Annotated in this window: 26 protein-coding genes and 1 riboswitch; of the genes, 8 read left to right on the top strand and 18 right to left on the bottom strand. The window is 40.6% G+C overall.

What is annotated here, in order from left to right; translation table 11 throughout:
* Positions 1–20: 20 nt before the first annotated feature.
* Positions 21–1,859, top strand: coding sequence for a DNA ligase D (locus NYE23_RS04215; protein WP_341075703.1), 1,839 nt, complete (start codon positions 21–23; stop codon positions 1,857–1,859).
* 17 nt (positions 1,860–1,876) lie between these two features.
* On the opposite strand, the gene dapF is transcribed toward NYE23_RS04215, so the two are convergent.
* The 7 genes from dapF to ribD all read right to left on the bottom strand — a co-directional run bounded on the left by dapF (position 1,877) and on the right by ribD (position 9,512).
* A complete protein-coding gene (gene dapF, locus NYE23_RS04210; RefSeq protein WP_341075702.1) occupies positions 1,877–2,860 on the bottom strand; it encodes a diaminopimelate epimerase in 984 nt (327 codons plus the stop codon).
* A 126-nt stretch (positions 2,861–2,986) separates the two neighbouring features.
* A complete protein-coding gene (locus tag NYE23_RS04205) occupies positions 2,987–4,231 on the bottom strand; it encodes an EAL and HDOD domain-containing protein (protein ID WP_341075701.1) in 1,245 nt (414 codons plus the stop codon).
* A 289-nt stretch (positions 4,232–4,520) separates the two neighbouring features.
* The gene (locus NYE23_RS04200; protein WP_341075699.1) at positions 4,521–5,819 is read right to left on the bottom strand and encodes an NCS2 family permease; all 1,299 of its coding nucleotides are present in this window, start codon (positions 5,817–5,819) and stop codon (positions 4,521–4,523) included.
* A gap of 229 nt (positions 5,820–6,048) precedes the next feature.
* Positions 6,049–6,525 (bottom strand): 6,7-dimethyl-8-ribityllumazine synthase, encoded by a 477-nt coding sequence (gene ribH, locus NYE23_RS04195; protein ID WP_341075698.1) that lies wholly within the window; start codon positions 6,523–6,525, stop codon positions 6,049–6,051.
* Positions 6,526–6,539: 14 nt separating this feature from the next.
* The gene (locus NYE23_RS04190; RefSeq protein ID WP_341075694.1) at positions 6,540–7,733 is read right to left on the bottom strand and encodes a bifunctional 3,4-dihydroxy-2-butanone-4-phosphate synthase/GTP cyclohydrolase II; all 1,194 of its coding nucleotides are present in this window, start codon (positions 7,731–7,733) and stop codon (positions 6,540–6,542) included.
* A gap of 25 nt (positions 7,734–7,758) precedes the next feature.
* On the bottom strand, positions 7,759–8,415 hold the full coding sequence (gene ribE, locus NYE23_RS04185; protein WP_341075693.1) for a riboflavin synthase: 657 nt from the start codon (positions 8,413–8,415) through the stop codon (positions 7,759–7,761).
* Complete coding sequence (ribD, locus tag NYE23_RS04180) at positions 8,415–9,512, bottom strand: bifunctional diaminohydroxyphosphoribosylaminopyrimidine deaminase/5-amino-6-(5-phosphoribosylamino)uracil reductase RibD (protein WP_341075692.1); 1,098 nt, start codon at positions 9,510–9,512, stop codon at positions 8,415–8,417. The genes ribE and ribD overlap by 1 nt, the downstream gene beginning before the upstream one ends.
* A gap of 142 nt (positions 9,513–9,654) precedes the next feature.
* A riboswitch (FMN riboswitch) is annotated at positions 9,655–9,891 on the bottom strand.
* 132 nt (positions 9,892–10,023) lie between these two features.
* Between ribD and NYE23_RS04175 the strand changes: the two genes are divergently transcribed.
* Positions 10,024–10,845: an EcsC family protein gene (locus NYE23_RS04175; RefSeq protein WP_341075691.1), complete on the top strand. Its 822-nt coding sequence runs from the start codon at positions 10,024–10,026 to the stop codon at positions 10,843–10,845.
* Between the two features lie 18 nt (positions 10,846–10,863).
* On the opposite strand, the gene NYE23_RS04170 is transcribed toward NYE23_RS04175, so the two are convergent.
* The 9 genes from NYE23_RS04170 to NYE23_RS04130 form a co-directional block, all read right to left on the bottom strand.
* Positions 10,864–11,439, bottom strand: coding sequence for a TlpA disulfide reductase family protein (locus tag NYE23_RS04170; RefSeq protein ID WP_341075689.1), 576 nt, complete (start codon positions 11,437–11,439; stop codon positions 10,864–10,866).
* An 89-nt stretch (positions 11,440–11,528) separates the two neighbouring features.
* Positions 11,529–12,317, bottom strand: coding sequence for a hypothetical protein (locus NYE23_RS04165; protein WP_341075688.1), 789 nt, complete (start codon positions 12,315–12,317; stop codon positions 11,529–11,531).
* Between the two features lie 155 nt (positions 12,318–12,472).
* A complete protein-coding gene (locus NYE23_RS04160; protein WP_341075687.1) occupies positions 12,473–13,804 on the bottom strand; it encodes a S8 family serine peptidase in 1,332 nt (443 codons plus the stop codon).
* 269 nt (positions 13,805–14,073) lie between these two features.
* Positions 14,074–14,919, bottom strand: a complete 846-nt coding sequence (locus NYE23_RS04155) for a patatin-like phospholipase family protein (protein ID WP_341075686.1) — start codon at positions 14,917–14,919, stop codon at positions 14,074–14,076.
* 93 nt (positions 14,920–15,012) lie between these two features.
* Positions 15,013–15,789 carry an ABC transporter permease gene (locus tag NYE23_RS04150; RefSeq protein WP_341075685.1) on the bottom strand — a complete coding sequence of 259 codons (777 nt, stop codon included), beginning with the start codon at positions 15,787–15,789 and terminating at the stop codon, positions 15,013–15,015.
* Positions 15,786–16,691 carry an ABC transporter ATP-binding protein gene (locus tag NYE23_RS04145; protein WP_341075684.1) on the bottom strand — a complete coding sequence of 302 codons (906 nt, stop codon included), beginning with the start codon at positions 16,689–16,691 and terminating at the stop codon, positions 15,786–15,788. The genes NYE23_RS04150 and NYE23_RS04145 overlap by 4 nt, the downstream gene beginning before the upstream one ends.
* A 2-nt stretch (positions 16,692–16,693) precedes the next feature.
* Positions 16,694–16,891, bottom strand: coding sequence for a PLD nuclease N-terminal domain-containing protein (locus tag NYE23_RS04140; RefSeq protein ID WP_341075683.1), 198 nt, complete (start codon positions 16,889–16,891; stop codon positions 16,694–16,696).
* A gap of 130 nt (positions 16,892–17,021) precedes the next feature.
* Positions 17,022–18,023: a helix-turn-helix transcriptional regulator gene (locus NYE23_RS04135; RefSeq protein WP_341075682.1), complete on the bottom strand. Its 1,002-nt coding sequence runs from the start codon at positions 18,021–18,023 to the stop codon at positions 17,022–17,024.
* 68 nt (positions 18,024–18,091) lie between these two features.
* Positions 18,092–18,430: a DUF4870 domain-containing protein gene (locus NYE23_RS04130; RefSeq protein ID WP_341075680.1), complete on the bottom strand. Its 339-nt coding sequence runs from the start codon at positions 18,428–18,430 to the stop codon at positions 18,092–18,094.
* A gap of 221 nt (positions 18,431–18,651) precedes the next feature.
* On the opposite strand from NYE23_RS04130, the gene NYE23_RS04125 reads away from it, so the two are divergent.
* The 4 genes from NYE23_RS04125 to NYE23_RS04110 all read left to right on the top strand — a co-directional run bounded on the left by NYE23_RS04125 (position 18,652) and on the right by NYE23_RS04110 (position 22,168).
* On the top strand, positions 18,652–19,431 hold the full coding sequence (locus NYE23_RS04125) for an undecaprenyl-diphosphate phosphatase (protein ID WP_341080591.1): 780 nt from the start codon (positions 18,652–18,654) through the stop codon (positions 19,429–19,431).
* Positions 19,432–19,454: 23 nt separating this feature from the next.
* Positions 19,455–20,039: a DedA family protein gene (locus NYE23_RS04120; protein WP_341075679.1), complete on the top strand. Its 585-nt coding sequence runs from the start codon at positions 19,455–19,457 to the stop codon at positions 20,037–20,039.
* 130 nt (positions 20,040–20,169) lie between these two features.
* A complete protein-coding gene (locus NYE23_RS04115) occupies positions 20,170–21,294 on the top strand; it encodes an amidohydrolase (RefSeq protein ID WP_341075678.1) in 1,125 nt (374 codons plus the stop codon).
* A 313-nt stretch (positions 21,295–21,607) separates the two neighbouring features.
* Positions 21,608–22,168 (top strand): GNAT family N-acetyltransferase, encoded by a 561-nt coding sequence (locus NYE23_RS04110; RefSeq protein ID WP_341075676.1) that lies wholly within the window; start codon positions 21,608–21,610, stop codon positions 22,166–22,168.
* A 62-nt stretch (positions 22,169–22,230) separates the two neighbouring features.
* Here NYE23_RS04110 and NYE23_RS04105 read toward each other — a convergent pair whose 3' ends face one another.
* Positions 22,231–22,389 carry a hypothetical protein gene (locus NYE23_RS04105; RefSeq protein ID WP_341075674.1) on the bottom strand — a complete coding sequence of 53 codons (159 nt, stop codon included), beginning with the start codon at positions 22,387–22,389 and terminating at the stop codon, positions 22,231–22,233.
* A 210-nt stretch (positions 22,390–22,599) separates the two neighbouring features.
* On the opposite strand from NYE23_RS04105, the gene NYE23_RS04100 reads away from it, so the two are divergent.
* Complete coding sequence (locus NYE23_RS04100; protein WP_341075673.1) at positions 22,600–23,967, top strand: MATE family efflux transporter; 1,368 nt, start codon at positions 22,600–22,602, stop codon at positions 23,965–23,967.
* 41 nt (positions 23,968–24,008) lie between these two features.
* Here the strand turns inward: NYE23_RS04100 and NYE23_RS04095 are convergent, their stop codons facing one another.
* The gene (locus tag NYE23_RS04095; RefSeq protein WP_197208630.1) at positions 24,009–24,782 is read right to left on the bottom strand and encodes an SDR family oxidoreductase; all 774 of its coding nucleotides are present in this window, start codon (positions 24,780–24,782) and stop codon (positions 24,009–24,011) included.
* A gap of 220 nt (positions 24,783–25,002) precedes the next feature.
* Between NYE23_RS04095 and NYE23_RS04090 the strand changes: the two genes are divergently transcribed.
* Positions 25,003–25,485: an Hsp20/alpha crystallin family protein gene (locus NYE23_RS04090; RefSeq protein ID WP_341075670.1), complete on the top strand. Its 483-nt coding sequence runs from the start codon at positions 25,003–25,005 to the stop codon at positions 25,483–25,485.
* Positions 25,486–25,496 lie beyond the last annotated feature (11 nt).

Here is a 25,496-nt window from a genome sequence, read left to right as displayed (position 1 = left end):
TGTAAAGGAGGCCAAATTGCATGAAACCTATGCTTCCTACATTAACTTTCGATGTTCCGGAAGAGAGAGAATGGCTATTTGAAGCAAAATATGATGGTTTTAGAGCGATCCTGCACTGGGACAAGGAACTCAGACTGACAAGCAGAAACGATAAACCCTTATTAAATCTTTTCCCGGAGATAAAGGCTTTTTTGGAACAGCACAAAGATAAAATTGCACAATACCTTCCGCTTATATTAGATGGAGAAGTAGTCTTGCTGGAAAATGCCTATAAAGCTCATTTTGGGTCGATTCAGGTCAGGGGAAGAATGCGATCTGAAAAAAAGATTCTTGAGAAAGCCAAAACAGCTCCCTGCCGATTTCTTGTTTTTGACATCCTGATGATAAAGGGCAGAAAAATTGCCGATAAAGAGTACTCTGCCAGAAAAGCAGAGCTTGAAGCTTTGTTTAAAAGCTGTGATTTGCCTTTAAAACCTGACGAGAAGGATTCAAGGCTAATGCAATTAATTCCTCCATACCCCAGTTTTAAGGAGCTTTGGGAAAAAATCGTTCTACATGACGGTGAAGGAATTGTGGCCAAGCAGATGAAGAATAAATGGGAAGAAGGAAAAAGATCTTCTTTATGGCTGAAATTCAAAAACTGGAAATACGTTTCCTGCTTTATCACTGCTTATGAAAAATCAAATGGATACTTTTATGCCGGGGTATATCAGGGGGATGCTGTCATAGGAATCGGACAGTTTCTTTTTGGCTTGAAGCCGGATGAAAAACAAGCCTTATTTCAAATAATTAAAGAAAATAAAGCAGATGAAAACAGCCAATTCATATTTGTAGAACCTGCAATCTGTGTGGATGTTAAATACCTCGAGATCTATGAGGAGCAAATGCGGGAGCCGCACTTTCACCAATTTCGTTTCGATTTGAAGCCTGATGCCTGTACATATGATCAATTTATACAGCAGCAGAAAAACCTGCCTCCAGAAATAGAAATCACCCATCCGGAAAAGCCATTATGGGAAACTCCGGCTATTCAAAAGATTGATTACATTCATTTTTTAAGAGAAGTTGCACCCTATATGCTGCCATTTTTAAAAAACAGGCTTTTAACCGTTATCCGGTATCCGCATGGGATATTTGCCGAACCCTTCTACCAGAAAAACTGCCCGGATTACGCACCTGACTTTGTAGAAACCGAGATGTCTGAAGGTATTGATTATATTGTCTGTAATAATTTAAAGACCTTGTTGTGGCTTGGCAACCAGCTTGCTTTTGAATATCATATACCGTTTAAAACGATCGCAAGCTCCGGACCAAGTGAAATCGTTTTTGATTTGGACCCGCCGTCCCGGGAGGCTTTTCCTCTCGCCATTAAAGCCGCTGTTTATATTAAAGAGGTGCTGGATCAGCTTAAATTAATCAGCTTCGTTAAAACATCCGGCAATAAAGGGCTGCAAGTTTATATTCCTTTGCCGGAAAATGCTTATACCTTTGATGATACACGGCTTTTCACTGAATTCATTGCCCAGTATCTCTTAAACAAAGACCCGGATTCTTTTACAATTGAAAGGTTAAAGAAACACCGGGGCGGGCGGCTTTATGTAGATTATATCCAGCATGCAGAAGGTAAGACGATTATAGCCCCTTATTCACCCAGAGGAAATAAATCGGCAACAGTTGCAGCTCCGCTGTTTTGGGAGGAAGTTAACGAAAAGCTCTCTATGGAAAGGTTTCAAATAACCAATATGATTAAAAGGATAAACAGTGATGGCGATCCTTTTACCACTTATTTTCAAACAAAGGAAATTCAGCCGTTTTCACCAGTGCTGGAGTTTTTAAAGGAACATAATAAAAAAGGATAAGGCTCTGATGCCTTATCCTACAACCACTCTTTAAGTACTGCCTGAGCATATTCCTGAAGTTTAGCATACTGCTTAATTTCTCCAGTATATTCCTCTTTCGGGGAAAGGGAAAACTCTGCAGGGTTTTCCATGTTAGTCTCTGCTTCACAGCGGTAAACATAGCTCGCATTTCCAATTAAGTCAATGGATTGCCTGCCATTCTCTTCATGGACTACACAGCGCACCTTTCCGCCATTATTATATACCTCTACAGGCTCTTCGATTTTATTCAGCCCATTCATGCAAGTGACAAGTGTCGAAGCGGACATCGCTGTACCGCAGGCATTGGTAAATCCTACTCCCCGTTCAAATGTTCGTACATAAATCTGCCCTTTTTTTAGCGGCATTACAAAGCTGACATTTACTCCATCAGGAAAGAATTCATTTGGCCCATTCAAATATTCGCTGATCTTTTTTTGCAGGTCTGATGCTATTTGCTCTTTCTCCACTATAGAAACGAAATGAGGATTAGGGACTGCTAAGGCTGTAAAAGCTAATTCATCTGAAATCCCGCTCACTTTTTCATTAAATACAGTATCTTTATCAAGAACTAAAGGAAGATCCTTCAAATCGAATGAAACAGGTGAGATTTCAACAAGATAAGTCGGAATGTCCACAAATATATCTTCTTGCTTTTTCACCTGTAAATCAGCTTTCATGGTCTCAATGATAGCTTCTTTCAGCCCAAGAAGTTCACAAACATAACGGGCAACGCATCTTAACCCATTTCCGCACATTGAGGCTTCAGAACCATCCGGATTAAAAACACGCATCCTGGCATCTGCTTTATCGCTTTTTAATACGAAAAGAATTCCATCTGAGCCCAGCTCAGTGCTGCGGTCGCATATAGCTCTGGCAAGCTCCGCACGATTCTCTTCTGTAAAATGATACGTATTGGATATCTCATCTATAATATAGAAATCATTTCCTGATCCATGACATTTCAATAGTTCAATATTCAATGTAATACCTCCAGACCAATAGTAATTCAACTTATAGATAAGAGTGCCATAAAAGCTTTTATTATTCAATAATTGTTTTCTATATTATATAGACTCTGAGAATATAATTCTACAAACCTTGCGGCTTTAGTTTGTGATCTTTTCAGGATTCAGCAGCTGACTGGACCAGGCTAATGCTTCTGAATAGATCTTAAAAATGGTTTTTTCATCAGCATTCAGCTTCTCGCACATTTCACTGATTCTGCTCCATTGTGCTTTCTCGACTGCAACAGCAAGATCGAGTATCTCTTTAAGATGATTATTTTCCCCGCGGAGGGCTTCACAAATATCATCCTGCAGGGGAAGCTCATCCAGAATTTGCTTCATCGGGATATTAAGCAATGAATCCATTAATGAAAACATTCCAGTCATAAAATAGCTTGACGAAACGCTTTTTCCGGTTTGGAGTCTGCCTATTTCCTCACACATTTTCGCACGAGTCATTGATAACCTGATGGTCTCTTCAGCCATTTGGGAATGATGAACGATATTTTCCCTTACTGCCAGTACATAGATCCACTTTTCAAGCTCTATCAGACCCAGGAGAACGATGGCCTGCCGGATAGAATTTATCTTTTGCTTAGGACGGTAAGCCGGTGAGTTTATTAGTCTCAGCAATTTATAAGACAGTGATATGTCACGTTCTATTAACTCGGTTATACGGTCAAGACTTGGCTCCTCTTTTGACAGGTTTTGGATCATCTCATAATAGGATTGAAAATATGCCGGCACATCATGTGTAGACATAATGACAGGCTTCGCAAAAAAGTAACCCTGAAAATAATCATACCCCTTGCTTTTGGCTTCCTCGTATTCCTCTCTTGTCTCAACCTTTTCAGCTACTGTCTTTATTCTGAGCTGGTTAACAAGCAATTCTATTTTTTTCCGCATCTCCTTTGGGGTATTAAGAAAATCCACCTTAATGATGTCTGCATATTTCAGCAATTGCCTTGCAAATGGATTGGTTTCATTAAATACATAATCATCCAGCGCTACCTGATAGCCAAGCTCCTTTAAATCCCTGCATATCCTGACAAGTTCCGCGCTCGGCTCTACAGTTTCCAGGATTTCGACAACAATTTCCCGGGGCCTAAAATAGGCAGGCACCCTTAGCTTAAGCAATTTTTCCGTAAAATTTATAAAACATGGCTTCCCTTCAGATAGCTGGTCGATTCCTATATTTAAAAAACTATTAATGATAACCTCAGCTGTAGCCTGATCTTCATCTATATCAGGGAAGGCATTCACCTGATTATTTCTATACAGAAGTTCGTAAGCGAACACTTCTTCCTTTGAGTTGAAAATCGGCTGTCTTGCTACAAACACTTCCATTAACATACCTCCGAAAATACCTAATACTATAGGCCTATTTTAACTCAGGTTAATTATTACGCTTGTCGAAACTTGTTGAATAAATAGAATTTTTTTATTTTATTTATAATATTTTCTTTTTTTCGCAGGCTCATTTTTCATATTTTTTCAGCTATCAATGTTGTCCGTTGATTTCCGCTCTAATCAACTCAGCAAATATATATATAAAAAGCAACAAACCTTGCGAATAATTGCATTTCCAAAAAAAAGAAAAAGGATGCCCCATTATAAGGACATCCCATTATCTATATTAACTAATCACATGAAAAACAAAGTTGAATAAAAACAAAGCTGCTATTACATATAAAGCAACTGAAACTTCCTTTGCTTTGCCTATCGAAATCTTTAAGATTGGATAAAGAATAAATCCAATTGCAATGCCGTCCGCGATACTGTAAGTGAACGGAATCATGGCAATGATAAAGATAGCCGGGAAGCTTTCGCTCATATCCTTTAAATCAAGATTGCGGATGTTTTGAAGCATCAGTCCGCCAATAATGATCAGAATAGGGGCAATCGCGCTGTTGGGGATCAACTTAATAACAGGAATAAAGAATGCAGAAAGCACAAACAGCATCCCGGTTGTAACTGCTGTCAATCCTGTACGTCCCCCGGCAGCCATACTTGCTGCACTTTCAACTGTTGCTACAGTTGGACTTGTCCCAAAAATACCGGACAATAGTGCTGAAACAGAATTTGCCTGAAAAGCACGCTTAAACTGTTCGGGCCTGTTAATAAAACCAACATGACCATGGACTAATCCGATATTTTCAAATACCAGAACCATTGTCAACGAAAAAATTGCAATCCAAAAAGTGACGGAAAGAAAGTTATCAAATGACATTGCTCCAAATACATCCATATAGTCAGAGAGTGCGAACGACTTTTCATCAGTCTTCTGCACATCTATCAGCCCAAAAGCCCATGCGATCATTGTTCCTGCTACAACAGTAATTAAAAAGTTGCCAGGTACATTCCGCATGAATAAAATGATGGCCAGCAGGAACGTTAAGATGGTTGCAAGCACTTGCGGGTCTCCAAGCTCACCTAAAGCAATAATGGAGTTTGTCCCTTTTTCAACGATTCCGCCTTTTTCAAGTCCGATCAGCATCAGGAAAAGACCCAGTCCCACTGTTATCGCTTCTTTAAGTGAATGAGGAATCGATTCACTTAATGTCTGTGCAAATCGCGAAAAAGCCACGAACATAAAGATTAGACCGGATATGAAGACTACAGCCAATGCTTCCTGCCAGGATAAGCCCATGGATTGGACCATAGTATAGGAGAATAACGCATTTATTCCCATTCCAGGCACAAGGAGGATCGGTACATTTGCCCAAAACCCCATAATCAAGCAGCCAACCACCGAAGTTAAAATGGTTGCAAAGATAGCTGCTTCCAAAGGTATTCCTGCTTCAGAGAGAATTAGAGAGTTAACTGCGATAATATAAACAATCGTAAAAAAGCCGATTGTCCCAGCCATAACCTCCCTTTTAACAGTTGTTCCATTTGAATTCAGCTGAAAAAGCCGGTTAAACCACTTATTCATATATACTACCTATCTATTCAATTAGCCCTCTCCCTACCCGCTCTCCCCGCAGATCTAAACACGGGTGAGCCACAAGCAGTATTTTAACAAAAAAAATACATTCTGCCAATAGAAAGGTCAGACGTCTGTTCAGATATACCTAAAAAAAAACCGGCGAATATTATCCCGCCGATTTTGATTGATAACAGGTCAACATAACTGCACCTGTATACATATATATTATGAAACCTTATTCACCAACGGATAACTGTCTATATAGATTGCCCATTTCAATGGCTCCGACAGCTGCTTCCCATCCTTTGTTTCCGGCTTTGGTGCCAGCACGCTCAATAGCCTGTTCAATTGTGTCAGTTGTCAGAACTCCGAATATAACTGGGACACCGCTTTGCAATGCTATGCTGGAGACCCCTTTTGCCACTTCGCCGCTGACATAATCAAAATGCGGAGTTGCTCCGCGGATTACTGTGCCAAGTGTAATAACTGCATCAAATTTTCCGGATTGGGATAGCTTTTTAGCTGCAAGCGGGATTTCAAATGCTCCAGGAACCCATACTACTGTCACGTCTTCTTCACTCACTCCATGGCGCTTAAGTGCATCTTCCGCTCCGCTTAAAAGCTTGCCCGTAATAAATTCATTAAAACGCGACACGACAATTGCCATTTTTAATCCTGTTCCTACTAAATGTCCTTCGATTACCTTTTTCATCTCAAATCGCTCCCTTAAAATTGTAATAAATGTCCAAGTTTTGTTTTCTTTGTTTTTAAGTAATTCTCATTTTCAGATTTGGCAGGCATTTGAAGAGGAACCCGTTCGGCTACCTCCAGCCCATAGCCGCCCAATCCCGCAATCTTGCGGGGATTATTGGTTAGGAGGCGCATTTTTTTCACTCCCAGATCCCTTAGGATTTGTGCACCTACCCCATAGTCGCGAAGATCGTCCTTAAACCCGAGCTTATGATTTGCCTCGACGGTATCATAGCCTTCTTCCTGAAGCTTATAGGCTTTCAATTTATTGATCAGGCCGATGCCTCGTCCTTCCTGTCTCATGTATAAAAGAATGCCCCGGCCTTCCTTTTCAATCTGTGTCAGCGCTGCTTCAAGCTGCGGTCCGCAATCACAGCGGTTAGATCCGAATACATCTCCGGTCAGGCACTCGGAATGAACACGAAGCAATACCGGTTCATTTTCATCAATTTCTCCCTTTACAAGAGCAACATGGTCTTTTCCATCGACAGTGTTCGTATACCCTACTGCTTTAAAATCTCCAAATTCTGTTGGAAGCTGAATCTCCACTTCCCTTTTCACAATGGAGTCATGTTTCAATCGATACTCGATCAATTGCTGAATCGTAATCATTTTTAAGTTAAACGTTTCTGCCACTTTTTCAAGGTCATCCACGCGCGCCATTGTTCCATCATCTTTCATGATTTCACAGATAACCCCGGCAGGTGCAGCACCGGCAAGACGAGCCAGATCGACTGCCGCTTCAGTATGGCCTGCCCTCCTAAGGACTCCTCCTTTTTTTGCAACTAGCGGAAAAACATGTCCCGGACGGGAGAAGTCTGAAGGCTTAGCGTCACCCTCGAGCATTTCTTTTATTGTGAAAGCACGCTCAAAAGCACTGATGCCTGTAGTGCTTTTCACATGATCAATACTTACTGTGAAGGCTGTTCCATGGCTGTCAGTATTTACTTCTGCCATCGGATTCAGTTCCAGTTTTTCAGCCAGCTCCTCAGTGATGGGTGTACAAATCAGGCCTCTGCCTTCTTTGGCCATAAAGTTGATGGTTTCCGGTTTCGCATATTCCGCGATTGCCAGGAAATCCCCTTCATTTTCCCTGTCTTCATCATCACAGACTATGATGACTTTTCCTGCTTTTAAATCTTCCAAGGCCTCATTTATTTCACTGAACATGGTTTATTGCCCCTCCTTTTGCTAATTATAAGAAGCCGTTCTCCTTAAGGAATCCTTCTGATATTCCTTCTTTAGGCGGTGTGGTCTTCTGATGCTGCCTGTTCATAAAGGAATATAGATACTTGGCAAGCATATCGAATTCGAGATTAACAATGTCTCCAACTGTTTTGAAGCCCAATACCGTTTCACTCGCTGTATGGGGAATGATCGAGACTGTAACTGTATTGTCTTCATTTCCGAAAACCGTCAGTGAAATCCCATCCACTGCGATAGAGCCTTTCATAATAAGCAAATGGCTTAAGGCAGCCGGCACAGATATTTGTACATAAATAGCATTTTCACTCGATGTCTTTTTAAGAATCTGACCTGTACCATCCACATGCCCTGTCACAAAGTGCCCGCCATAACGGCCATTTGCCGACATCGCCCTTTCCAAGTTGACTTTTGTTCGTTCTTTAATGGCTGAAAGCGAAGTACTTTTGAACGTTTCAGGCATGACATCTGCTGAAAATTCATTATTTGCAAATTCCGTAACCGTGAGACACACGCCATTTACCGAAATGCTGTCCCCCAATTGAACATCTGATAAAATTTCGGAGGCCTGAATCGTCAGTTTCATTGCCTTGCCTTGCTGAACTACTTTTTTTACTGTTCCCAGTTCCTCAATAATTCCAGTAAACATTATTCCCTGGCCTCCCTCAGCGGTTTTGCGGTAATTCTAAGGTCTCCGCCAATCCTTTGAATTTCTGTGAATTCCAGTACAGAGCCGTCTTTAACATAGTCGGCACCATCCCCTCCAATAAATGGAATAGCCTTATTGCCTCCAATAATTTTAGGAGCCATATAAAGGATTATCTGCTGAAAGAAACCACTTTTTATAAATGAAGCATGAACCTCTGATCCGCCCTCAACAAATAAAGTCATGATATTTCTTTCACCTAAATTTTTTAATACTTCTTTAATCGGCACCTCAGTAGCAGGAAAAGAAAAAACTTCAGCATTATACTTCTTAATCTCTTCTGCCTTTGACCGATCTATTTCGCAGCCGGTAAAAATTATGGTCTTTACAGATTGATCTCGGATGACATTTGCGTCAGCCGGAATTCTCAGATTTGTATCTAATACAACTCGAATGGGATTTTTTCCGCCTTGGGGCAGCCTGGCGGTTAAAAGGGGATTATCGTGAATGATGGTATTTACACCTGTAAGTATTGCGTCATGTTCATGCCGTAGACGGTGTACATCCTGCCTGGATTCTGGAGAGGTAATCCATTTGCTGTCACCGGTTTTTGCAGCTGTTTTCCCATCAAACGATGAAGCTGCTTTAATGGTTACGTATGGCGTCTTTGTTTTTATAAAATGGAAAAATGGTTCGTTTAGGGCATCTGCTTCCTCCTTCAATAGACCGGTCACCACGTCAATACCGGCATCCTGCATCCTTTCGATTCCTTTGCCTGAAACCAGAGGATTTGGATCGGCAGAAGCAATAAAAACCCTATTAATTCCCGAATTAATAATTAAGTCTGCGCATGGCGGAGTCCTGCCAAAATGGCTGCACGGTTCAAGAGTGACATAAATATCAGCGCCTTTAACCTCATCGCCAGCCGCAGCAATCGCATGGACTTCTGCATGAGGAGTTCCTGCTTTCAAATGAGCACCCATCCCCAGAATTTCACCATTTTTAACAACAACCGCACCCACCTGCGGGTTAGGACTTGTTTGTCCTTTGGCTGCCGCTGCCAGACTGATGGCTAACTTCATATATTCCTGATGGTTCAAATTATTTGAATCCTCCTTCCCTTACTATTTCTCCAAATTAAGTATGAAACGGCAAAACCCCGTACACCAAGTAGGTGAAACGGGGCAATAACACATGACGAAATAAGCGTTTAAAAATGAAATTTTCAACGCGTTACTATACTCATTCCTTCTCCCATCCAGACTTTCACTGTCGGCTTTGGAATTTCACCAAATCCACCGTTTTTATAAGAAAAGCGGAAGGCGCCTGGAGCTAGACACTTATCTAGCTTCAGCATTTTGCAAACTTATCTTTTAAAAGCGCAAGCACCTATCTCTGCTAATAAAACCGGGTCACGGACTAAGAGGGCGTACCCTCATCACCGCCGGTTGGGAATTTCACCCTGCCCCGAAGGAAATCCTATTCTATTATAAGAATCTTACCATGAATAGTCGGAATATACAAAGAGAATTGGTTATAACAGAATTGAAACTTTTGCTTTTACCAGCCGTATAGTTAAAATATAGAAGAAGGAAGGAAAGGGCGGTACTAATGATTGAACAGAAAGAACAGCTGATAAATGAATTGAAGAAATGCGAAGAATGGGAAAAAGACCAAGGTGATTTGTGGTTTTGGGAGAAGCTCGGGAGGCTGCCTTTCAAACTTATTGATAGATTCACACCGGAGTTCATACAAAAAAAGGTTGGAGTGATTCTTGATGAGCTTGGCACGTACATTCAATCAGGAGGAAGATATTTAAGTTCAGCAGCAGCGTTAAAGAATTATTATCCTGGACAGAATATCCATACCCTGCAGGATGTAGAAGCCCTGCCCATAGTAAAGATAGATGAAGCCGCGGAAAAGCTAACCGCAAACCGAAAAAGGACCGCTGCATTGCAGGGTGCTGGAACTGGAGTCGGAGGGATTTTCACCCTGACCATTGATATCCCCCTTCTCCTCGGCATTCAATTAAAAACACTGCAGGATATTGCGATTTGCTATGGTTTCGATCCTGCAGATAAAAATGAAAGAATGTTCATCGTCAAAATCCTTCAATTTGTTTCCAGTGACATTGTTGGAAAAAAAACCATTCTGCAGCAGCTTACCATGTTTGGCGCTAAAGAAGAAGGACCGAAGAGGGAAGTCGTTTCTGAGCTTCAAGGCTGGAGAGAGGTTGTGTTTTCGTACAGGGACCAAATAGGATGGAAAAAACTTTTCCAAATGATCCCTATAGCCGGATTGCTTTTTGGTGCTTTTATAAATCGCTCAGCTGTTAACGATATTGCCGAAGCCGGCATAATGCTATACAGAAAAAGAGTAATCGTTAATAGGCTTCACCAGGATATGATTGCAGATATAAAACCGGAGAGCTAATATGACTCTCCGGTTTGTTTATGGAAGCTTTTTGATCTCCTTCTCCATATATTCTTCATTTAAGGCTCCCAAAACCTTTTCTCTAATAACTCCATCAGAGTCAATAAAATAGCTTGTAGGATAGGCCATAATATTATAATCCGCACCAACAGCGCCTTTTACATCCATAGGGATTGTAAAAGTCAGACCCAGCTCTTTCACGAACTTCTCAGCATCTCCATTATTCTTTTCAGTGTTTGTGAGATTTACGGCAAGAATATCGAATTTTTTATCTTTGTACTTTTTATACAGCTTTTCCATATGCGGCATTTCCGCGCGGCATGGAGGACACCAGCTTGCCCAAAAATTCAGAAGTACAGCTTTGCCCCTGTAGTCACTGAGTTTCACCGGATTTCCTTCCATATCTGTCAGTTCAAAATCTGGAGCAATGTTGCCTTTCTCCAAACCAATAGGCAAATCCTCAGGATCTTCAATTTTATCGTATTTTTGCATTTGTCCAGCCTGCTCTACTACTCCCTTTTCCTTAAGAATGGTCTTGTCAACAATGAACAGCAAAAGGACAATAATTGCAGCTGCCAGTAAAAACTTTTTCATTCCAACACCTCTGTACTGATTTCCCTATACTTAAACTGAATTTATCATACTATATGGGGAATCCAGAATCTATAAATGTGCACATGGTTTTAATGATTGCGATAAAGAAACAGAGCCGCAAAAATGGCATAAATTCTGCGCTTTTCTTTTGCATCCAGAATAATATTAAAGGAAAGGACAGGTGTGTTTGGATCCTTAAAGCGCTTCCCCCACTCAAATGGCATCCACCCTTTGCGAAGACGGGCAATTCTTTTCGATTGATCATCCAAAACCTGCAGATCTGTGTGGAAAAAGGTTTTAGGAACGGCATACTGCATATCTCCATTCTGAAACAGCAGAGTGCTTCCATCCTTTTTAAATTCGACTATTTCCCTGCAGTGTCCATCTGAAGACAAGATTTCGATTCCCTTTTTACGGATGATGATTGATGCCTCAAGATTTTCAGTATGGTCATAAACCCCCAGTATTTTTGGGAAAAATTGGTCAATAAAATAAGGAAGGAACCAGCGAATCCTCCTCATTTTCATATCTCTGATTTCACCTATCATCATTCCTTGAGGATCAAAAATAACCATTCTGAGAGAAGGAGCCGGCAAAAAAGCGATCAGCACACTTGACTGCTCTAAAAACGATAGAGGGGCTTGTCCTATATAGAAATCATTACTTGCTGCTGCCTCGGCTGCCCTTTGTTTATTCAGCAGATACATTTGATGACACAAAAAACTATAAATAACAAAAGGGATCAAAATAACAATGAAATTAGCCCCTGGAAATTTGTTGAAGAATAACAAAAGTAAGAAAGATGGGGGCATAAGTGCTGTAAGGCTTGCATTCAAAGAGATGTCAGCTGTTTTCAGGTAATAGTGCTGGATATTCATCAGTAAGTCTCCCCTGTATTATTTAATTCTCTCTATATTCTATTAATCAGGTCCAATAAAAATGAATTATGAAAGGAATTAATTGATGGGAACTCTTAATAATTCATTTCAAAAAATAAAGCTGACGGAAAGTTTCCGCCAGCCTGATTAATAGATTATTTTAACGCATTAACTGCATTTATTAGCCCGTGGCCTGATTGCTCGTCATACCCAGGACTAAAGATATCTTCTGAAGAAGTTTGAATGATGTGTTTAACTTGTGCGGGAGAGATTTTGTCTTTCCCATGTTTTGCGATGATCACACCAGCAAGTGCCGCAACTTTCGGGGCAGCCATGGAAGTTCCTCCCTTATAGCCATAGCCTCCGCCAGGGATTGTTGCTAATGCCAAGTAAGTATTATCCCTGCCCGCTCCAGTATTTGGATCATAGTTTGGTCCCAAGTCTCCTCCTGGAGCCATAACATCAATTTTTCCGACACCATAATTGGAATAGAACGCAAGATTCTTTAAAGCTCCTCCCGCAGACACCCGAATCATCAGTTGACTGCTGGGACTTCTGTGTGTGGCACCAGTATCTGAACCTGACAGCTGCCCCGGACTCTTTAAATCAACAGCGTTATTGCCTGCTGAACCAACTACAGTAACACCTTTTTGAATCGCATATTTGATAGCTCTGTTAAACATTTGCACGTCCGCTACAGTATCTTTTGTTGCATACTCAGGATTCTGGAACCAATCATATCCGCCAAGAGACATGTTAACAACATCTACATTATCATCAGCAGCTGTCATTAAAGCTTCGGCAATATGGGAAGTAGCTGCTCCCCCTTCAGGACCGAATACACGGTAAGCCGCTACCTTTAAGTCTGGTCCAACACCCATCGTTCTTCCTTTAGCTGCGATGGACCCCGCAACATGTGTTCCATGGCTGTTTTCATCCATTGGATCTGGATAGCCGGGAACAAATGATTTACCATATGCGTAATTTTCCTTTAGATCCGGGTGATTATAGTCGATACCTGTATCGATTACCCCAACCACGATATCTTTGCCATCAGCGGCCTTTCCAGTTCCTCCTGGAAGGTTCCATGATGCTCCATCATTTGTTACTTGTTTGATATCCCATTGCAGACGATTATATAAATCCGCACCATCTAATGGAAGATCTGCTTCCACTGCAGGAGCTTCGGGATATATGACATTTTCAGCGCCGGCAGCCGATACAAGGGAAGACTTTCTGATTTCATTAAGAAAGTTAGGATTTGCTGAAGAAACTTCAACAGCTCCTAATTTGTTCAGCTGATTCTCTACTTGCCCTCCAGCCTTTTTCACTAAATCTGCATACCCTGCAGGAAGCTTTGCTTCATCTTTAAAAACGACTAAATAGTTTTTTTCTGCCGTTTGGGCTTGTCCAACACCCGCAAAAACAGCTGAGGCACATAATGCCAAACTTAATGCACCCGTTACGATGCCCTTTTTCATATTCATTTTGTAATTGACCCCCCTTATATTTCCTAATTTTCATTATATTCAAAATAAATATGCCGGCAATCTTTGTTATTCGACATATCCTTCTGTCCCAAGAACAAAAGCTGCAACTAAGAACTCATATTATTTACATTAAAATCCAAAGATTTAAACAAACACAGGCATATTAGCCTTATATTCTGCAAAACATTTTTTCTTTCCATTTCCTTAATGTCGAAAAGATAAGAGTTTTGTCCTAATAAAAATAAACCGCATCCTGATAGATACGGTTAAAATTGATTGATTCTTTCAAGTGATTTTCTGGCATCATCATATCCTTGGAGATATAACTTTTCCAATTTTTGAGGATTCCGTTCCATCCGTCCCACTGTTAACGGCTCCTGCGGCTGGACGACAAGGACTGTCCCCTTCTTTTCTTCCTGCTCTACATAGCGAAGGGTCTCGTTATAGGTCCGATACCTTTCTGCCAGTGCTTTTTGCAGCCCGGTAAAATGCGGATATTTCCTTTTTACCATAAAAGCAAATTTTGAGGGCTTTTTGGAATAGCCCCGGTTTCTTGTCAGGATTACTATATTTTTTTTGAATCCATCCTGCTGCGCTTTTTTGATTGGTATGGGATCGCTGATTCCTCCATCAAGGAGGACCCTTTTATTAAAATCTACCTCAGGTGCAATAAAAGGCAGGGAACTGGATGCTTTTAAAACCTTCAGCATATCTTTCCCATAGTCTTTTCTACTGAAATAAACAGGCTTGCCTGTATGGCAATCTGTTGTTCCAATTACAAATTCAGACTGGTTTTTATAAAACTCTTCGTAGTGATACGGGACAAGCTTATTCGGTATTTCATCAAAAATAAAATCCATTCCGAAAAACTGACGCGATTTAAAGAAATTGCGCCATGAGATATATCGCGGATCTGTTACATAATCCACATTTACAATTCTGTTTCTGCCCTTTTGTTTGGACAAATACGAAGCGGCATTGCATGCCCCTGCAGAAACACCAATAACATAAGGAAAGCTGAGGTCCTGTTCAAGAAAATATTCGAGAACACCGGCTGTATACACTCCACGCATTCCTCCGCCTTCAAGCACCAGGCCCGTTTCACTGATCACCTTTCATCTTCCTTTCTATCTTTTAAAGCAATACTACCAAAATAGCACCCTCCGATATACAAATATGCCCAAAAGGAAGAAACTTGCATGAAATCAGGCAAGTTCCCTCCGTTTAAAAATCGCAATGGATGCAAGTATGGAAAGCGTAATGGCAATCACAGAAACAATAATACTCGGCAATAAATCATCAGAGAAGTTACCGCCCATGATAAAAGTATTTGTATAAGCAGACAGAAGGGCCGGACTCCACTCCAGCAGATGAGAAAGCGAAGTGCTCAATAAAGTTGCTATGATTATAATGCCAATTGAGATAAATCCAACTGCCCCAGGCGATTTTATAAATGTATTGAAGAGGATGACTATAGTGATTATAAGGGTAAGCCAGATACCATAAACAAAGAAGGATTGAAGAAAATCCGCAAAAGGAATAAATTCAAATAATATGCCCACATAGTACCAGGAGAGGAAGTAACCTAGAAAATATGAGAACCATATGAGAATCATAGAACCCGCCCACTTTGAAGTTACAAACCGAGCGTATGAAACAGGCTTCACCAGTATAAGACCCGCCACACCGCTTTTCCTTTCCCCAGCAATAGTCCCCATTGTAATTAATATAATAATAAGCACACCAAACGTATTGAACTGGCTAAGACTTGCAGCGAGTGCTTCACCTGCAGAAGGAACAGGAAGCTCGATGACTGCCCCTTCCGGAAGACCGCCTAAAGAATCAATAATCTGAGGCATATAATATAATGTCAGCGGCTCTTTTACAGCTATCAAAATAAAAGTAAGAGGCACCCAGATCCATTTGTAATTTCTGGCCATTTCAAGCATCTCTTTTTTAAATAAAGTTAACCATTGGTTCATTTTCGCACCACCTTCATGAAGACATCCTCCAGGCTTGTTCTGCTGATTTCAAACTTAACCAGCGGCAAGTTCCGTTTCATAATCTCAGTTAAAAATAGTTTTCTGGCATATTCTATATCCTCAACCAAAAAACTCGCACACTCTCCATCCAATTTCATTGAAGAAACAGGCTGAAGCAGAGATAATTCTTCGGCAAATTGCGGAGTATTCTGCTTAAAAGCTAAGTCAATCTTTGCCTGCTGATGTTTAGCTCTCAGGTCTGCCATTGTTCCAGACTCAACCAGTTCACCATTATGGAGAAATAGTATTTCATCACAGATTTCTTCGGCATCATTTAAGATATGTGTTGAAAACAGGATGGCAGTTTCATTTTTCAGCTTATCCATCATTTCCAGCACTTCCCTGCGTCCAAATGGATCAAGCGCTGAAACCGGTTCATCGAGCATGACAAGCTTGGGGCGGTGAATGATCGCCTGAGCAATGCCAAGCCGCTGCTTCATACCTCCAGAGTATTTTCCAATCCGGCGGTTTTTAGCTTCGGAGATACCGGTAAGTTTAAGAAGCTCCGCTGCTCTGTCTTTTGCTTCTGCTTTGGGAAGGCCTGCAAGCTGCCCCGCGTATTCAAGAAATTCCCTGCCTGTCATCCATTCATAAAAAACAGGAAATTGAGGAAGATAGCCTATTAATCTGCGAAAATCCGCTTTTTCTCTCCCTTCATACACGATCGTGCCGGAATCTGGCTTCACCAGGCCGGCAAGCATCTTAAGTGTAGTTGTTTTTCCTGCTCCATTTGCTCCCAGCAAAGCAATACATTTCCCTTCAGATAATTGAAAATCCAGACCTTTTATTACCTCCTGATCCTTATACCGCTTTTTAAGATTTGTTATGCTTACAACCGGCATAATCAGCTTCTCCTTCCGAAAATAAAGTAAATGATCGGCCCAAGCAGATTAATAAATATAATGACGAGAGCCCATACCCATTTCGGACCATTTGCTTTTTCAATTTTTACGAGATCAATAATGGCAACGACCAATAATATCAGCTGAATGATGACTATAGGTGCAAGAATTGCCCAGTTAATGCCTTCTAAAATTTCCATTTCGATGTCCTCCCTTTGTACTGTCATTCATATGACGTTTAAGTACATAAATCGTTCAAAGGGATTTCAAATATTTTTCTAATAAAAAGACACCCCAATATTGGAGTGTCTTTAAGTTTAATAGCTGAGGTTAATCCATTTCTTTTTCATACACAGCCATCATATTTTTGATTTCGTCTGTTACCTGATCAATGAGTGAGGATGGTGAAAGCACTCTGGCCTGATTACCCCAGTTGAGGAGCCATTTGACAAGTCCATCACTCACAATAGCTTTTGCTGATAAAACGAAATGGTTCTCATCCTGTTTTCTTATGTCTGCATCCCGCCCAAATTTATCAATTATCACGTTGATTAAATCATTGTGGAATCGGATTTTTATCCACTCTTCAGATCCGGCATACATATGAAAGGTTGAGCTCACATACTTGGATACATCAAAGGGTTCATATGCGAATTGTTCTTCTGTTATTTGAACATTACGGAGACGGTCAATCCGATAATGGCGGATTTCTTCTTTTGCAAAATAGTAGGCTATTAAATAATAAAAGTCATTTACCCATGTGAGCGCCAGCGGTTTGACCCTGTATTGCCCTCCATTGTGGCTTAAAACAAATTCCTTGTTGAGATTATATCTTCCATATTGAAATGTGACGATTCTCCGTTCTGAAATGGCTTCATGCAAATCATTGATAGCCAGCCGAACCAGTTTACTTTCACTTTTCACAGAGGAATCGATCAATATTTCATTATGCAGCTTTTTGGCATGATGAATGCTTGTCAGCTTTTTAATTTTCCGGATCAGCTGTTTTGTCTCATCTTTGGTGATGAAGCGTGCAGAAGCAACGGCATCAATCAGCATGCGCAATTCATAAAGCTCGAATAGACGGTATTGATGGCTGTAGAACTTTGGCATTCCCTCTTTTTCCTGGTTAATGGTAATATCAAATCTTGCTTCAATTAGATGTTCAATATCGTCTCTTAATGAATTTTTGTTTAATTTCACATCTGGTCCATATTCCTTTTTAAAGCATTCAGTTATATCGTCCAGTGTATATTCATTTTCTTCATCGGTCTGCTCTCTTAAAATTCCCATAAGCTTGAGCATCCTTTGTTTGTTATCGAGTCTATTCATTACTTCACCCCGTGTCATTATTATCCAATAAAAAAAGCCCAACGGCAACTAGCCCTGGACTCTGTTCATCATTTTAAAATCCTGAAAACTAAAGGTATTCGGTATTTCTTGCCTTCATATGCTTTGACAGCAGCTACTATCGTAAAGATAAATGCAAGGATTCCCACCACCCAAATCGTAATGACCCCAATTAAAATGATCATTAACACTACGCTGATTGCGCTGTAAATCGTATAGGAAATTAAAAAATTTAAATATTCCTTTCCATGGTAATCTACAAACTCCGAATCATTCTTTTTCAAGAGCCAAATGATCAGCGGTCCCACAAAAACAGTAAAAAAGCTTGTTACATAGATAGCTGCTGCTATAAGCCTTTCATCATTGGAAGGCATTTTATAATCATTCATTCTGTTTCCTCCTAATTATCCTCAATATTAATGATGTTTCTTTATATTATTTACGTTATTCAACCTAAAAGGTTTCATGTATTTTTTATTTTTGCACTTTCCCTATGCAGCCTTAATTTCCTGTTCTCGATTGGGACAACTTGAATACACATGTTAAAGACAGGCATTGCGCTTAAGCTTTGCCAATTCTTATACCTGCTTAGGAAGGTGATAGAAAGATGATGTCAAAGCTGGAGGCTTTCATTCTGGGGATCATTCAGGGGCTTACCGAGTTCCTGCCTATATCCAGTACAGGACATTTATATTTGGGGAGACATCTATTTGGCCTTGATGAAGCAGGCCTCTTCCTTGATACAATGCTGCACATAGGAACTTTACTGGCAGTCCTTGTCGTATACAAAAACGAATTACTTCAAATTTTAAAGAAGCCCTTCGGCAAACTATCGATGCTTCTGATAGTCGGGACGATTCCAGCCGTAATTGTCGGACTCCTGCTGAGTGACATGTTCGATTCAATTTCAAAATCCGGTGTCACAATCGGCTGGGAATTTCTATTTACAGGGTTCATACTCTGGATTGCTGATGGTGTAAAAAAAGGAGCAAAAAAAATGGAGACCATTACGTACGGAGATGCCTTGTTTATCGGCACCTTTCAGGCTGCGGCCATTTTTCCGGCAGTCTCAAGGTCCGGCTTAACCATTGCAGCAGGCCTCTTCAGGAAGCTTGACAGGGAAACAGCTGCCTATTTTTCATTCCTGTTATCCATTCCTGCCATCGCTGGCGGCATTGTCATGCAATTTGGCGAATTGATGTCCGGTCACACAGAAGCCATAACCCTTGGCAGCATGTTAATGGCGACATTGTCATCAGCGATTTTCGGTTATGCAGCAGTCGTGTGGATGATTAATTTTCTAAAACGGAAATCCTTAAAGATATTTGCTGTATACGTTTGGGTATTAGGGTTCATCATTATATTCATGCAAATGACCGGGACTTTTTAAATATCTAATGGGGAGGTATCAGAATGGAAGAGATAATTGCCGGCATTTTTGAATTACTTTCCCAGCTGGGTTATGCCGGCATTGCACTTGGGTTAATGGTTGAAGTGATCCCAAGCGAAATTGTCCTGAGCTATGGCGGCTTTTTAGTCAGTACAGGAGATATCCATTTTATAGGAGCCCTCCTTGCAGGGATTGCAGGCGGAACACTAGCCCAGCTGTTTCTTTACTGGCTTGGCGCGTATGGAGGAAGGCCTGTTCTCGACAAATATGGGAAGTATCTGCTGATTCAACGAAAACATTTGGATGCATCAGAGAAATGGTTTGAAAAGTATGGGACTGGAGTGATTTTCACGGCCAGATTCATACCTGTAATAAGGCATGCCATTTCAATCCCAGCCGGAATAGCCAAAATGCCATTATCGGTCTTTACTATTTACACAATAGCAGCTATGGTGCCATGGACGGTTCTCTTTTTATTATTGGGAATGGAACTTGGTGATCACTGGAGAGATATTAAGGAATATGCAAAACCATTTATATTGCCGATCATAGTTATTGCTTTGGGCTCAGGCGCTTTTTATTTGTTTTATAAGAAGAGGAAAAGTTAACAAATCAACCAAAAGTGTAGAATTCTAATTTTACACTTTTTTTATTTGAGATATCGCTGGTGAGAATATTCTTCACACTTTCTTTTCGTTTTTGTAAAATAAAGCAAATACTTAGGATCAAAGGACGATATTGATGAAAATTTTATTGAAAAATGCAATCATATACCCTGTCACTTCCCCCACCTTCCATGGGGATGTAATAGTAGAAAACGGAAAAATAATAAAGATAGGCAAGAACTTAAAGTCTGATTCAAATGTAAAAATTATAGACTGTCATAGCCACCACCTGCTTCCGGGTTTCATTGATGTCCATACTCATCTGGGTCTTTATGATGAAGGCACCGGATGGGCAGGCAATGATGCCAACGAAACAATTGAACCCTTAAGCCCGCATATTAGAGCGATGGATGGTGTATACCCTCTTGATCCCGCTTTTGCTGATGCGGTGAAATATGGCATAACAACTGCCCACATCATGCCGGGAAGCGCCAACGTAATTGGAGGAACAACTTCTGTTATTAAGACATCAGGTAAAAATATCAGCAAGATGATTATCCAGGATACAGCCGGCCTTAAGATTGCCCTTGGTGAAAATCCAAAACGGATTCACAGTCATGGCAACAAGGAATCCATTACAAGAATGGGGATAATGGGAATGCTGAGGGAAGCCTTTTATGAGGCTTTACAGTGCGATAATCCCGACTCTCTAAGATTTGCACCACTTGTCAAGGCGCTTAAAAGAGAAATTCCCGTCAGAATACATGCACACAGGGCGGATGATATCATTTCTGCCATCCGCTTTGCAGAAGAATTCAATCTGGATCTTCGGATCGAACATTGTACAGAAGGCCATTTAATTGCGGACGAATTAGAAGACTTAAATTTAAAGGTATCAGTGGGTCCTACTCTAACAAGAAGATCGAAAGTGGAACTGAAAAATAAAACCTGGAAAACGTACCAGCAGCTGACAGAGCATGGAGTAGAAGTCTCCATCACTACAGATCATCCCTATACACCTGTGCAATATTTGAATATGTGTGCAGCTATTGCAGTCAGGGAAGGCCTTTCCGAACAAAAGGCCTTAGAAGGAATCACCATTCTGCCGGCAAGAAACCTCAGAATCGATCATCAGCTGGGAAGCATCGAGGAAGGAAAAGATGCCGATTTAGTTTTATGGAATCATCACCCATTTCACTTTCTTTCCAAGCCAAAATGGACAATGATAGGCGGAAATTTTGTGTATAGGGAGTCGTAGAATAGTGTCGAATATTGCTGGTGTAATTTGACATAAAATCGCAAAAAAAATAATCAAAAAACCTATTTCCTTTTTGATTTTTTTTTAGTATTATACCTAAAGTGAAGTGAAAATTTTGCTTCTTTATGACAGACAATCTAATATCGGAAACGATAGTAATAGGGAAGGCAAATGGTGCGCCACCAGTTATCTGGTTCTAGTGGGTTCGATTCCCACCCCGAAATTTTTTAGCAGCATAATAAAAAATTTCGAGGGTGGACCGAAGGCTCTATTTGGCATGGAGTAGGACTGCCCTCAATTGGAGGGATATCCTATGCTCAAGAAACGTGATCTTCACGACTGCCATGCTTTATTTGATTTAATGACGCACCCTGATGTCTTCCCTTTTGTTCGCCAAAAAGCCAATTGTTATGATGAGTTTATGTTTATTACAAAGCAGACAATCGAAGCAGAAGAACGCGGTGAATTGATTTCACGCACAATTCTTGATGAATGGGGCGCTCCGATTGGGACGATCAATTTGTATGACATCCAGGACAATGCCGGCTTCTTAGGTACATGGCTTGGCAAACCCTATCATGGCAATGGCTATAACAAATTAGCAAAAGATGCTTTCTTTGAGGAGCTCTTTTTTGAAACTGGCATTGAAACAATCTTTATGCGGATTCGCAAGGAAAATATCCGCTCGCAAAAAGCTGCAGAAAAGCTTCCTTATGTCATTCTTGCAAATGAAACGAGAAAGTCTGTTTATAATCAGCTGAATGCTAATGGGGATATTTACAATTTATATGAGATCCCAAAAGATTTATATACTCTTCATGTTATGCGTCATGGAGCAGCAGTCCAAGAATCGTCCCAATTATTGGAGGCTTAAAGAAAAGCAAAAATAATAACAACGCTAAGCACTTGCATAGAGCAAGTGCTTTTTATTTTTTTTCAATTAATAATATTGGTTTCCTGTTCATCTGTTTTTTCTCTTATTCCGTAATGGGACAGCAATTCATCCAGCTCTTCATTGGTAAGTGTTTCAAAACGCCCGTCCACAAATGATACTTGAGTCTGATTGGGATTAATCCTATTTATATTGAAGCTCATCTTTCTGCCTCCTTCAAGCCGCGTTTGGAAATGGCTGCTTTTACTATTTATACTCGCCGATTGAAGGATTTTTATTCCCGTTATGCAAAAGTTCACATAATTGAAACATTTTTTAGCGGATTACTATTACTGAAAAAAGACCTGCTTGGGGCCGGCTTCTCTTTAGTATGATATAATTCTCTAGTCACATTATAGAAAGAGGAAAGATTCATGAATCAGACATACAGCAAAAAACAAAAACTGCATCAGCTGCTGGTAATTTTAGTTCCAATACTAGTAACCCAGCTGGCGATGTACTCTATGACTTTTATTGATACTTTAATGACCGGCCGCTATGATTCACAGGACCTGGCAGGTGTAGCGATTGGGTCTTCTCTATGGGTTCCTGTATTCACCGGGCTCAGCGGAATACTCCTTGCTGTTACACCGATCGTGTCCCACCTCGTGGGAGCAGGGAAACAGCGTGAGGAAGTTGCTTTTTCTGTTATTCAGGGTGTTTATCTGTCCATCATTATGGCCGTAATTGTTTTTGGCGGAGGAGCACTCTCCTTAAATCCAATCTTAAGTGGAATGAATCTTGAAAACAGGGTCGAGGATACAGCTTTTAACTACCTTGCAGCCTTAAGTACAGGGTTGATTCCCCTTTTTGTCTACAATGTATTAAGGTCGTTTATTGATGCTCTTGGAAAGACCAGAGTCAGTATGATCATCACCCTTCTAACACTGCCAATCAATGCTTTTTTTAACTATATACTTATATATGGCAAATTGGGTTTTCCGGAACTCGGCGGAGCAGGTGCAGGCTATGCTTCATCTATTACTTACTGGCTGATCATGGTTATTTCGATTATTATTATTCATAAAAATTCCCCGTTCTCGAACTATGGAATTTTCAGAAGAATGCATGCTGTTTCTATCGGCAAATGGAAAGAAATCCTTCTTATCGGAATCCCAATCGGCTTATCGATTTTTTTCGAAACCAGTATCTTTTCAGCAGTTACTTTATTAATGAGCACATTTGAAACAGCCGTAATCGCAGCTCATCAGATTGCCCTCAATTTCGCATCACTTCTTTATATGATCCCCCTAAGCATTTCAATGGCATTAACAATCGTTGTGGGCTTTGAAGCGGGGGCTAAGAGATTCAGGGATGCTAAAGAGTACAGCTGGATCGGGGTCGGTATTGCTGTATTTATGGCATTAATTTGTGCAGCTGTTCTTTTGGCTTTCCCAAAAGAAGTGGCATCGATTTATACAAAAGACGACCATGTATTGCAATTAACAGCCGCTTTTTTAATTTATGCCATGTTCTTTCAGCTTTCAGATGCCATTCAGGCACCTGTCCAGGGAGCGCTTCGCGGATATAAGGACGTGAACGTCACCTTCATTATGTCGCTTATTTCTTATTGGATCATCGGGCTTCCGTTTGGCTATTACCTGGCCAATCATACGGATTGGGGAGCATATGGTTATTGGATTGGTTTAATTACAGGACTTGCAGCTGGCGCCATTACTTTAACAAGCCGGCTGATCTATCTGCAAAACAGAAAATACCCTGCATATATGGAAGCGAAGTAATATAAAAAGGCAGAAGAATACGGTTCTTCTGCCTTTCGCTTTCATTCCTGATAAATTTTCCCCAGGACGTCTTTTCCGCCAGTAACCGGGATTATGCTTCCTGTAATAAAATCGGATTTTTCATCGGTCAGAAAACTGATTACACGGGCAATATCCTCACCTGTACCCGGCCTTCCGACTGGTGATGCATGATCATGAACCTTCGCAGCTTCTTCGATATTTCTTTCCTTCCATTCACCGATAATATCTCCCGGACAAACCATATTTGCGGTAATTCCGTTACCGGCCTCTTCAATTGCAATGGATTTCGTTAAAGACGCTGCCCCCGTTTTTGCAGCCGCGAATGCAGAACGGTATATCCACCCAGATGCTGATTCTACACGATCAAAGCCTATCGTGATAATTCTTCCCCATCCATTTTCCCTCATTTTCGGTATAAACAACTTGGATAAATAAAAGACCGCATTTAAGTTGCCATTAATAAGGTAATTCCATTGTTCAAAAGAATAATCCAGCATCTCTTTTCTTTCGTGCACATAAGGACCGGCATTATGTATGACAATATCGATGATTTGAAATTCATTAAGAGCTTTTTCGGACATCTTTATACAGTCCGCCGGTAAAGAAATATCTCCCTGCAAAGCAATATTTTTAGTGCCGAATTTTTCGGTCAGTTCCCCGCACAATGAGACAGCTTCCTCTTGACTGCTACGGTAATTGATCACCAGATCGATGCCTTTAGCGGCAAGCATATTCGCCGTTCTTTTCCCGATCCCTGTTGCCCCTCCCGTGATTAAAGCTGCTTTATTTCTCACAAAATTACCCCTCAGTATTTAATTATTTTGTATACATCGATACCAATATAGTAGTAATTACAGTGTATTAATGCAAATAATAAGAAGCTTTCGCCCATGATGCAGCAGTACTAGCAAAAGAATCCATTATTAACAGATAGGCATTTATCTGCATAGAATATATGGCATAGTATTGAATCATTAGCCGCTGCGGCAGTTTAGCAAGGAAAGGATGAGAAGGATGTTCCCGTGGAATCTATTTCCATTTAATAAAGATATGAAGAATCCTCCCAGCCAAATGAAACCGGAGGAAATTGATAAATATATTAAAAATATCATGGGTCAAATGTTTCCTCAAAATATGCAGGGAATGACTGGAGCACCGGATTTTATGAAAGGCTTTAATGCTGCAGCCCCTGGAACTAATCAACATTCTTATTCTGCACCACTTAATTCATCCGTCTTCGAAACCCATGATTATGTTTATGTGAGATTTCCAATAAAAAACGAGGACTGGTTAAAGGAAATGAAGCTTTATCACACCTCCAATCAAATGATTATCGAACATATTCCCGAAAAAGACGATAAACACATCATAACCCTCCCTGCCATTGTCAGGAAAAAAGGATCATCCGCCAGCTGCAAAGAGGGCTATATGGAGATAAAAATACCTAAAAATGTCGATATGCAATATTCAGAGATAGATGTAACGGAAATATTATAAAGGGGGCCTCC

Origin of the sequence: Cytobacillus sp. FSL H8-0458 (genome assembly GCF_038002165.1) — a bacterium.
Classification (GTDB): Bacteria; Bacillota; Bacilli; order Bacillales; family Cytobacillaceae; genus Cytobacillus.
This window is presented reverse-complemented; position numbering and strand designations above follow the sequence as displayed.

Coding starts and splice junctions, on each gene's coding strand:
- NYE23_RS04215 (WP_341075703.1), top strand. CDS start 21: ATGAAACCTATGCTTCCTACATTAACTTTCGATGTTCCGGAAGAGAGA.
- NYE23_RS04205 (WP_341075701.1), bottom strand. CDS start 4,231: ATGGAAGTGTTTGTAGCAAGACAGCCGATTTTCAACTCAAAGGAAGAA.
- NYE23_RS04200 (WP_341075699.1), bottom strand. CDS start 5,819: ATGAATAAGTGGTTTAACCGGCTTTTTCAGCTGAATTCAAATGGAACA.
- ribH (WP_341075698.1), bottom strand. CDS start 6,525: ATGAAAAAGGTAATCGAAGGACATTTAGTAGGAACAGGATTAAAAATG.
- NYE23_RS04190 (WP_341075694.1), bottom strand. CDS start 7,733: ATGTTCAGTGAAATAAATGAGGCCTTGGAAGATTTAAAAGCAGGAAAA.
- ribE (WP_341075693.1), bottom strand. CDS start 8,415: ATGTTTACTGGAATTATTGAGGAACTGGGAACAGTAAAAAAAGTAGTT.
- NYE23_RS04175 (WP_341075691.1), top strand. CDS start 10,024: ATGATTGAACAGAAAGAACAGCTGATAAATGAATTGAAGAAATGCGAA.
- NYE23_RS04170 (WP_341075689.1), bottom strand. CDS start 11,439: ATGAAAAAGTTTTTACTGGCAGCTGCAATTATTGTCCTTTTGCTGTTC.
- NYE23_RS04165 (WP_341075688.1), bottom strand. CDS start 12,317: ATGAATATCCAGCACTATTACCTGAAAACAGCTGACATCTCTTTGAAT.
- NYE23_RS04160 (WP_341075687.1), bottom strand. CDS start 13,804: ATGAATATGAAAAAGGGCATCGTAACGGGTGCATTAAGTTTGGCATTA.
- NYE23_RS04150 (WP_341075685.1), bottom strand. CDS start 15,789: ATGAACCAATGGTTAACTTTATTTAAAAAAGAGATGCTTGAAATGGCC.
- NYE23_RS04145 (WP_341075684.1), bottom strand. CDS start 16,691: ATGCCGGTTGTAAGCATAACAAATCTTAAAAAGCGGTATAAGGATCAG.
- NYE23_RS04140 (WP_341075683.1), bottom strand. CDS start 16,891: ATGGAAATTTTAGAAGGCATTAACTGGGCAATTCTTGCACCTATAGTC.
- NYE23_RS04135 (WP_341075682.1), bottom strand. CDS start 18,023: ATGAATAGACTCGATAACAAACAAAGGATGCTCAAGCTTATGGGAATT.
- NYE23_RS04130 (WP_341075680.1), bottom strand. CDS start 18,430: ATGAATGATTATAAAATGCCTTCCAATGATGAAAGGCTTATAGCAGCA.
- NYE23_RS04125 (WP_341080591.1), top strand. CDS start 18,652: ATGTCAAAGCTGGAGGCTTTCATTCTGGGGATCATTCAGGGGCTTACC.
- NYE23_RS04120 (WP_341075679.1), top strand. CDS start 19,455: ATGGAAGAGATAATTGCCGGCATTTTTGAATTACTTTCCCAGCTGGGT.
- NYE23_RS04110 (WP_341075676.1), top strand. CDS start 21,608: ATGCTCAAGAAACGTGATCTTCACGACTGCCATGCTTTATTTGATTTA.
- NYE23_RS04105 (WP_341075674.1), bottom strand. CDS start 22,389: ATGAGCTTCAATATAAATAGGATTAATCCCAATCAGACTCAAGTATCA.
- NYE23_RS04100 (WP_341075673.1), top strand. CDS start 22,600: ATGAATCAGACATACAGCAAAAAACAAAAACTGCATCAGCTGCTGGTA.
- NYE23_RS04090 (WP_341075670.1), top strand. CDS start 25,003: ATGTTCCCGTGGAATCTATTTCCATTTAATAAAGATATGAAGAATCCT.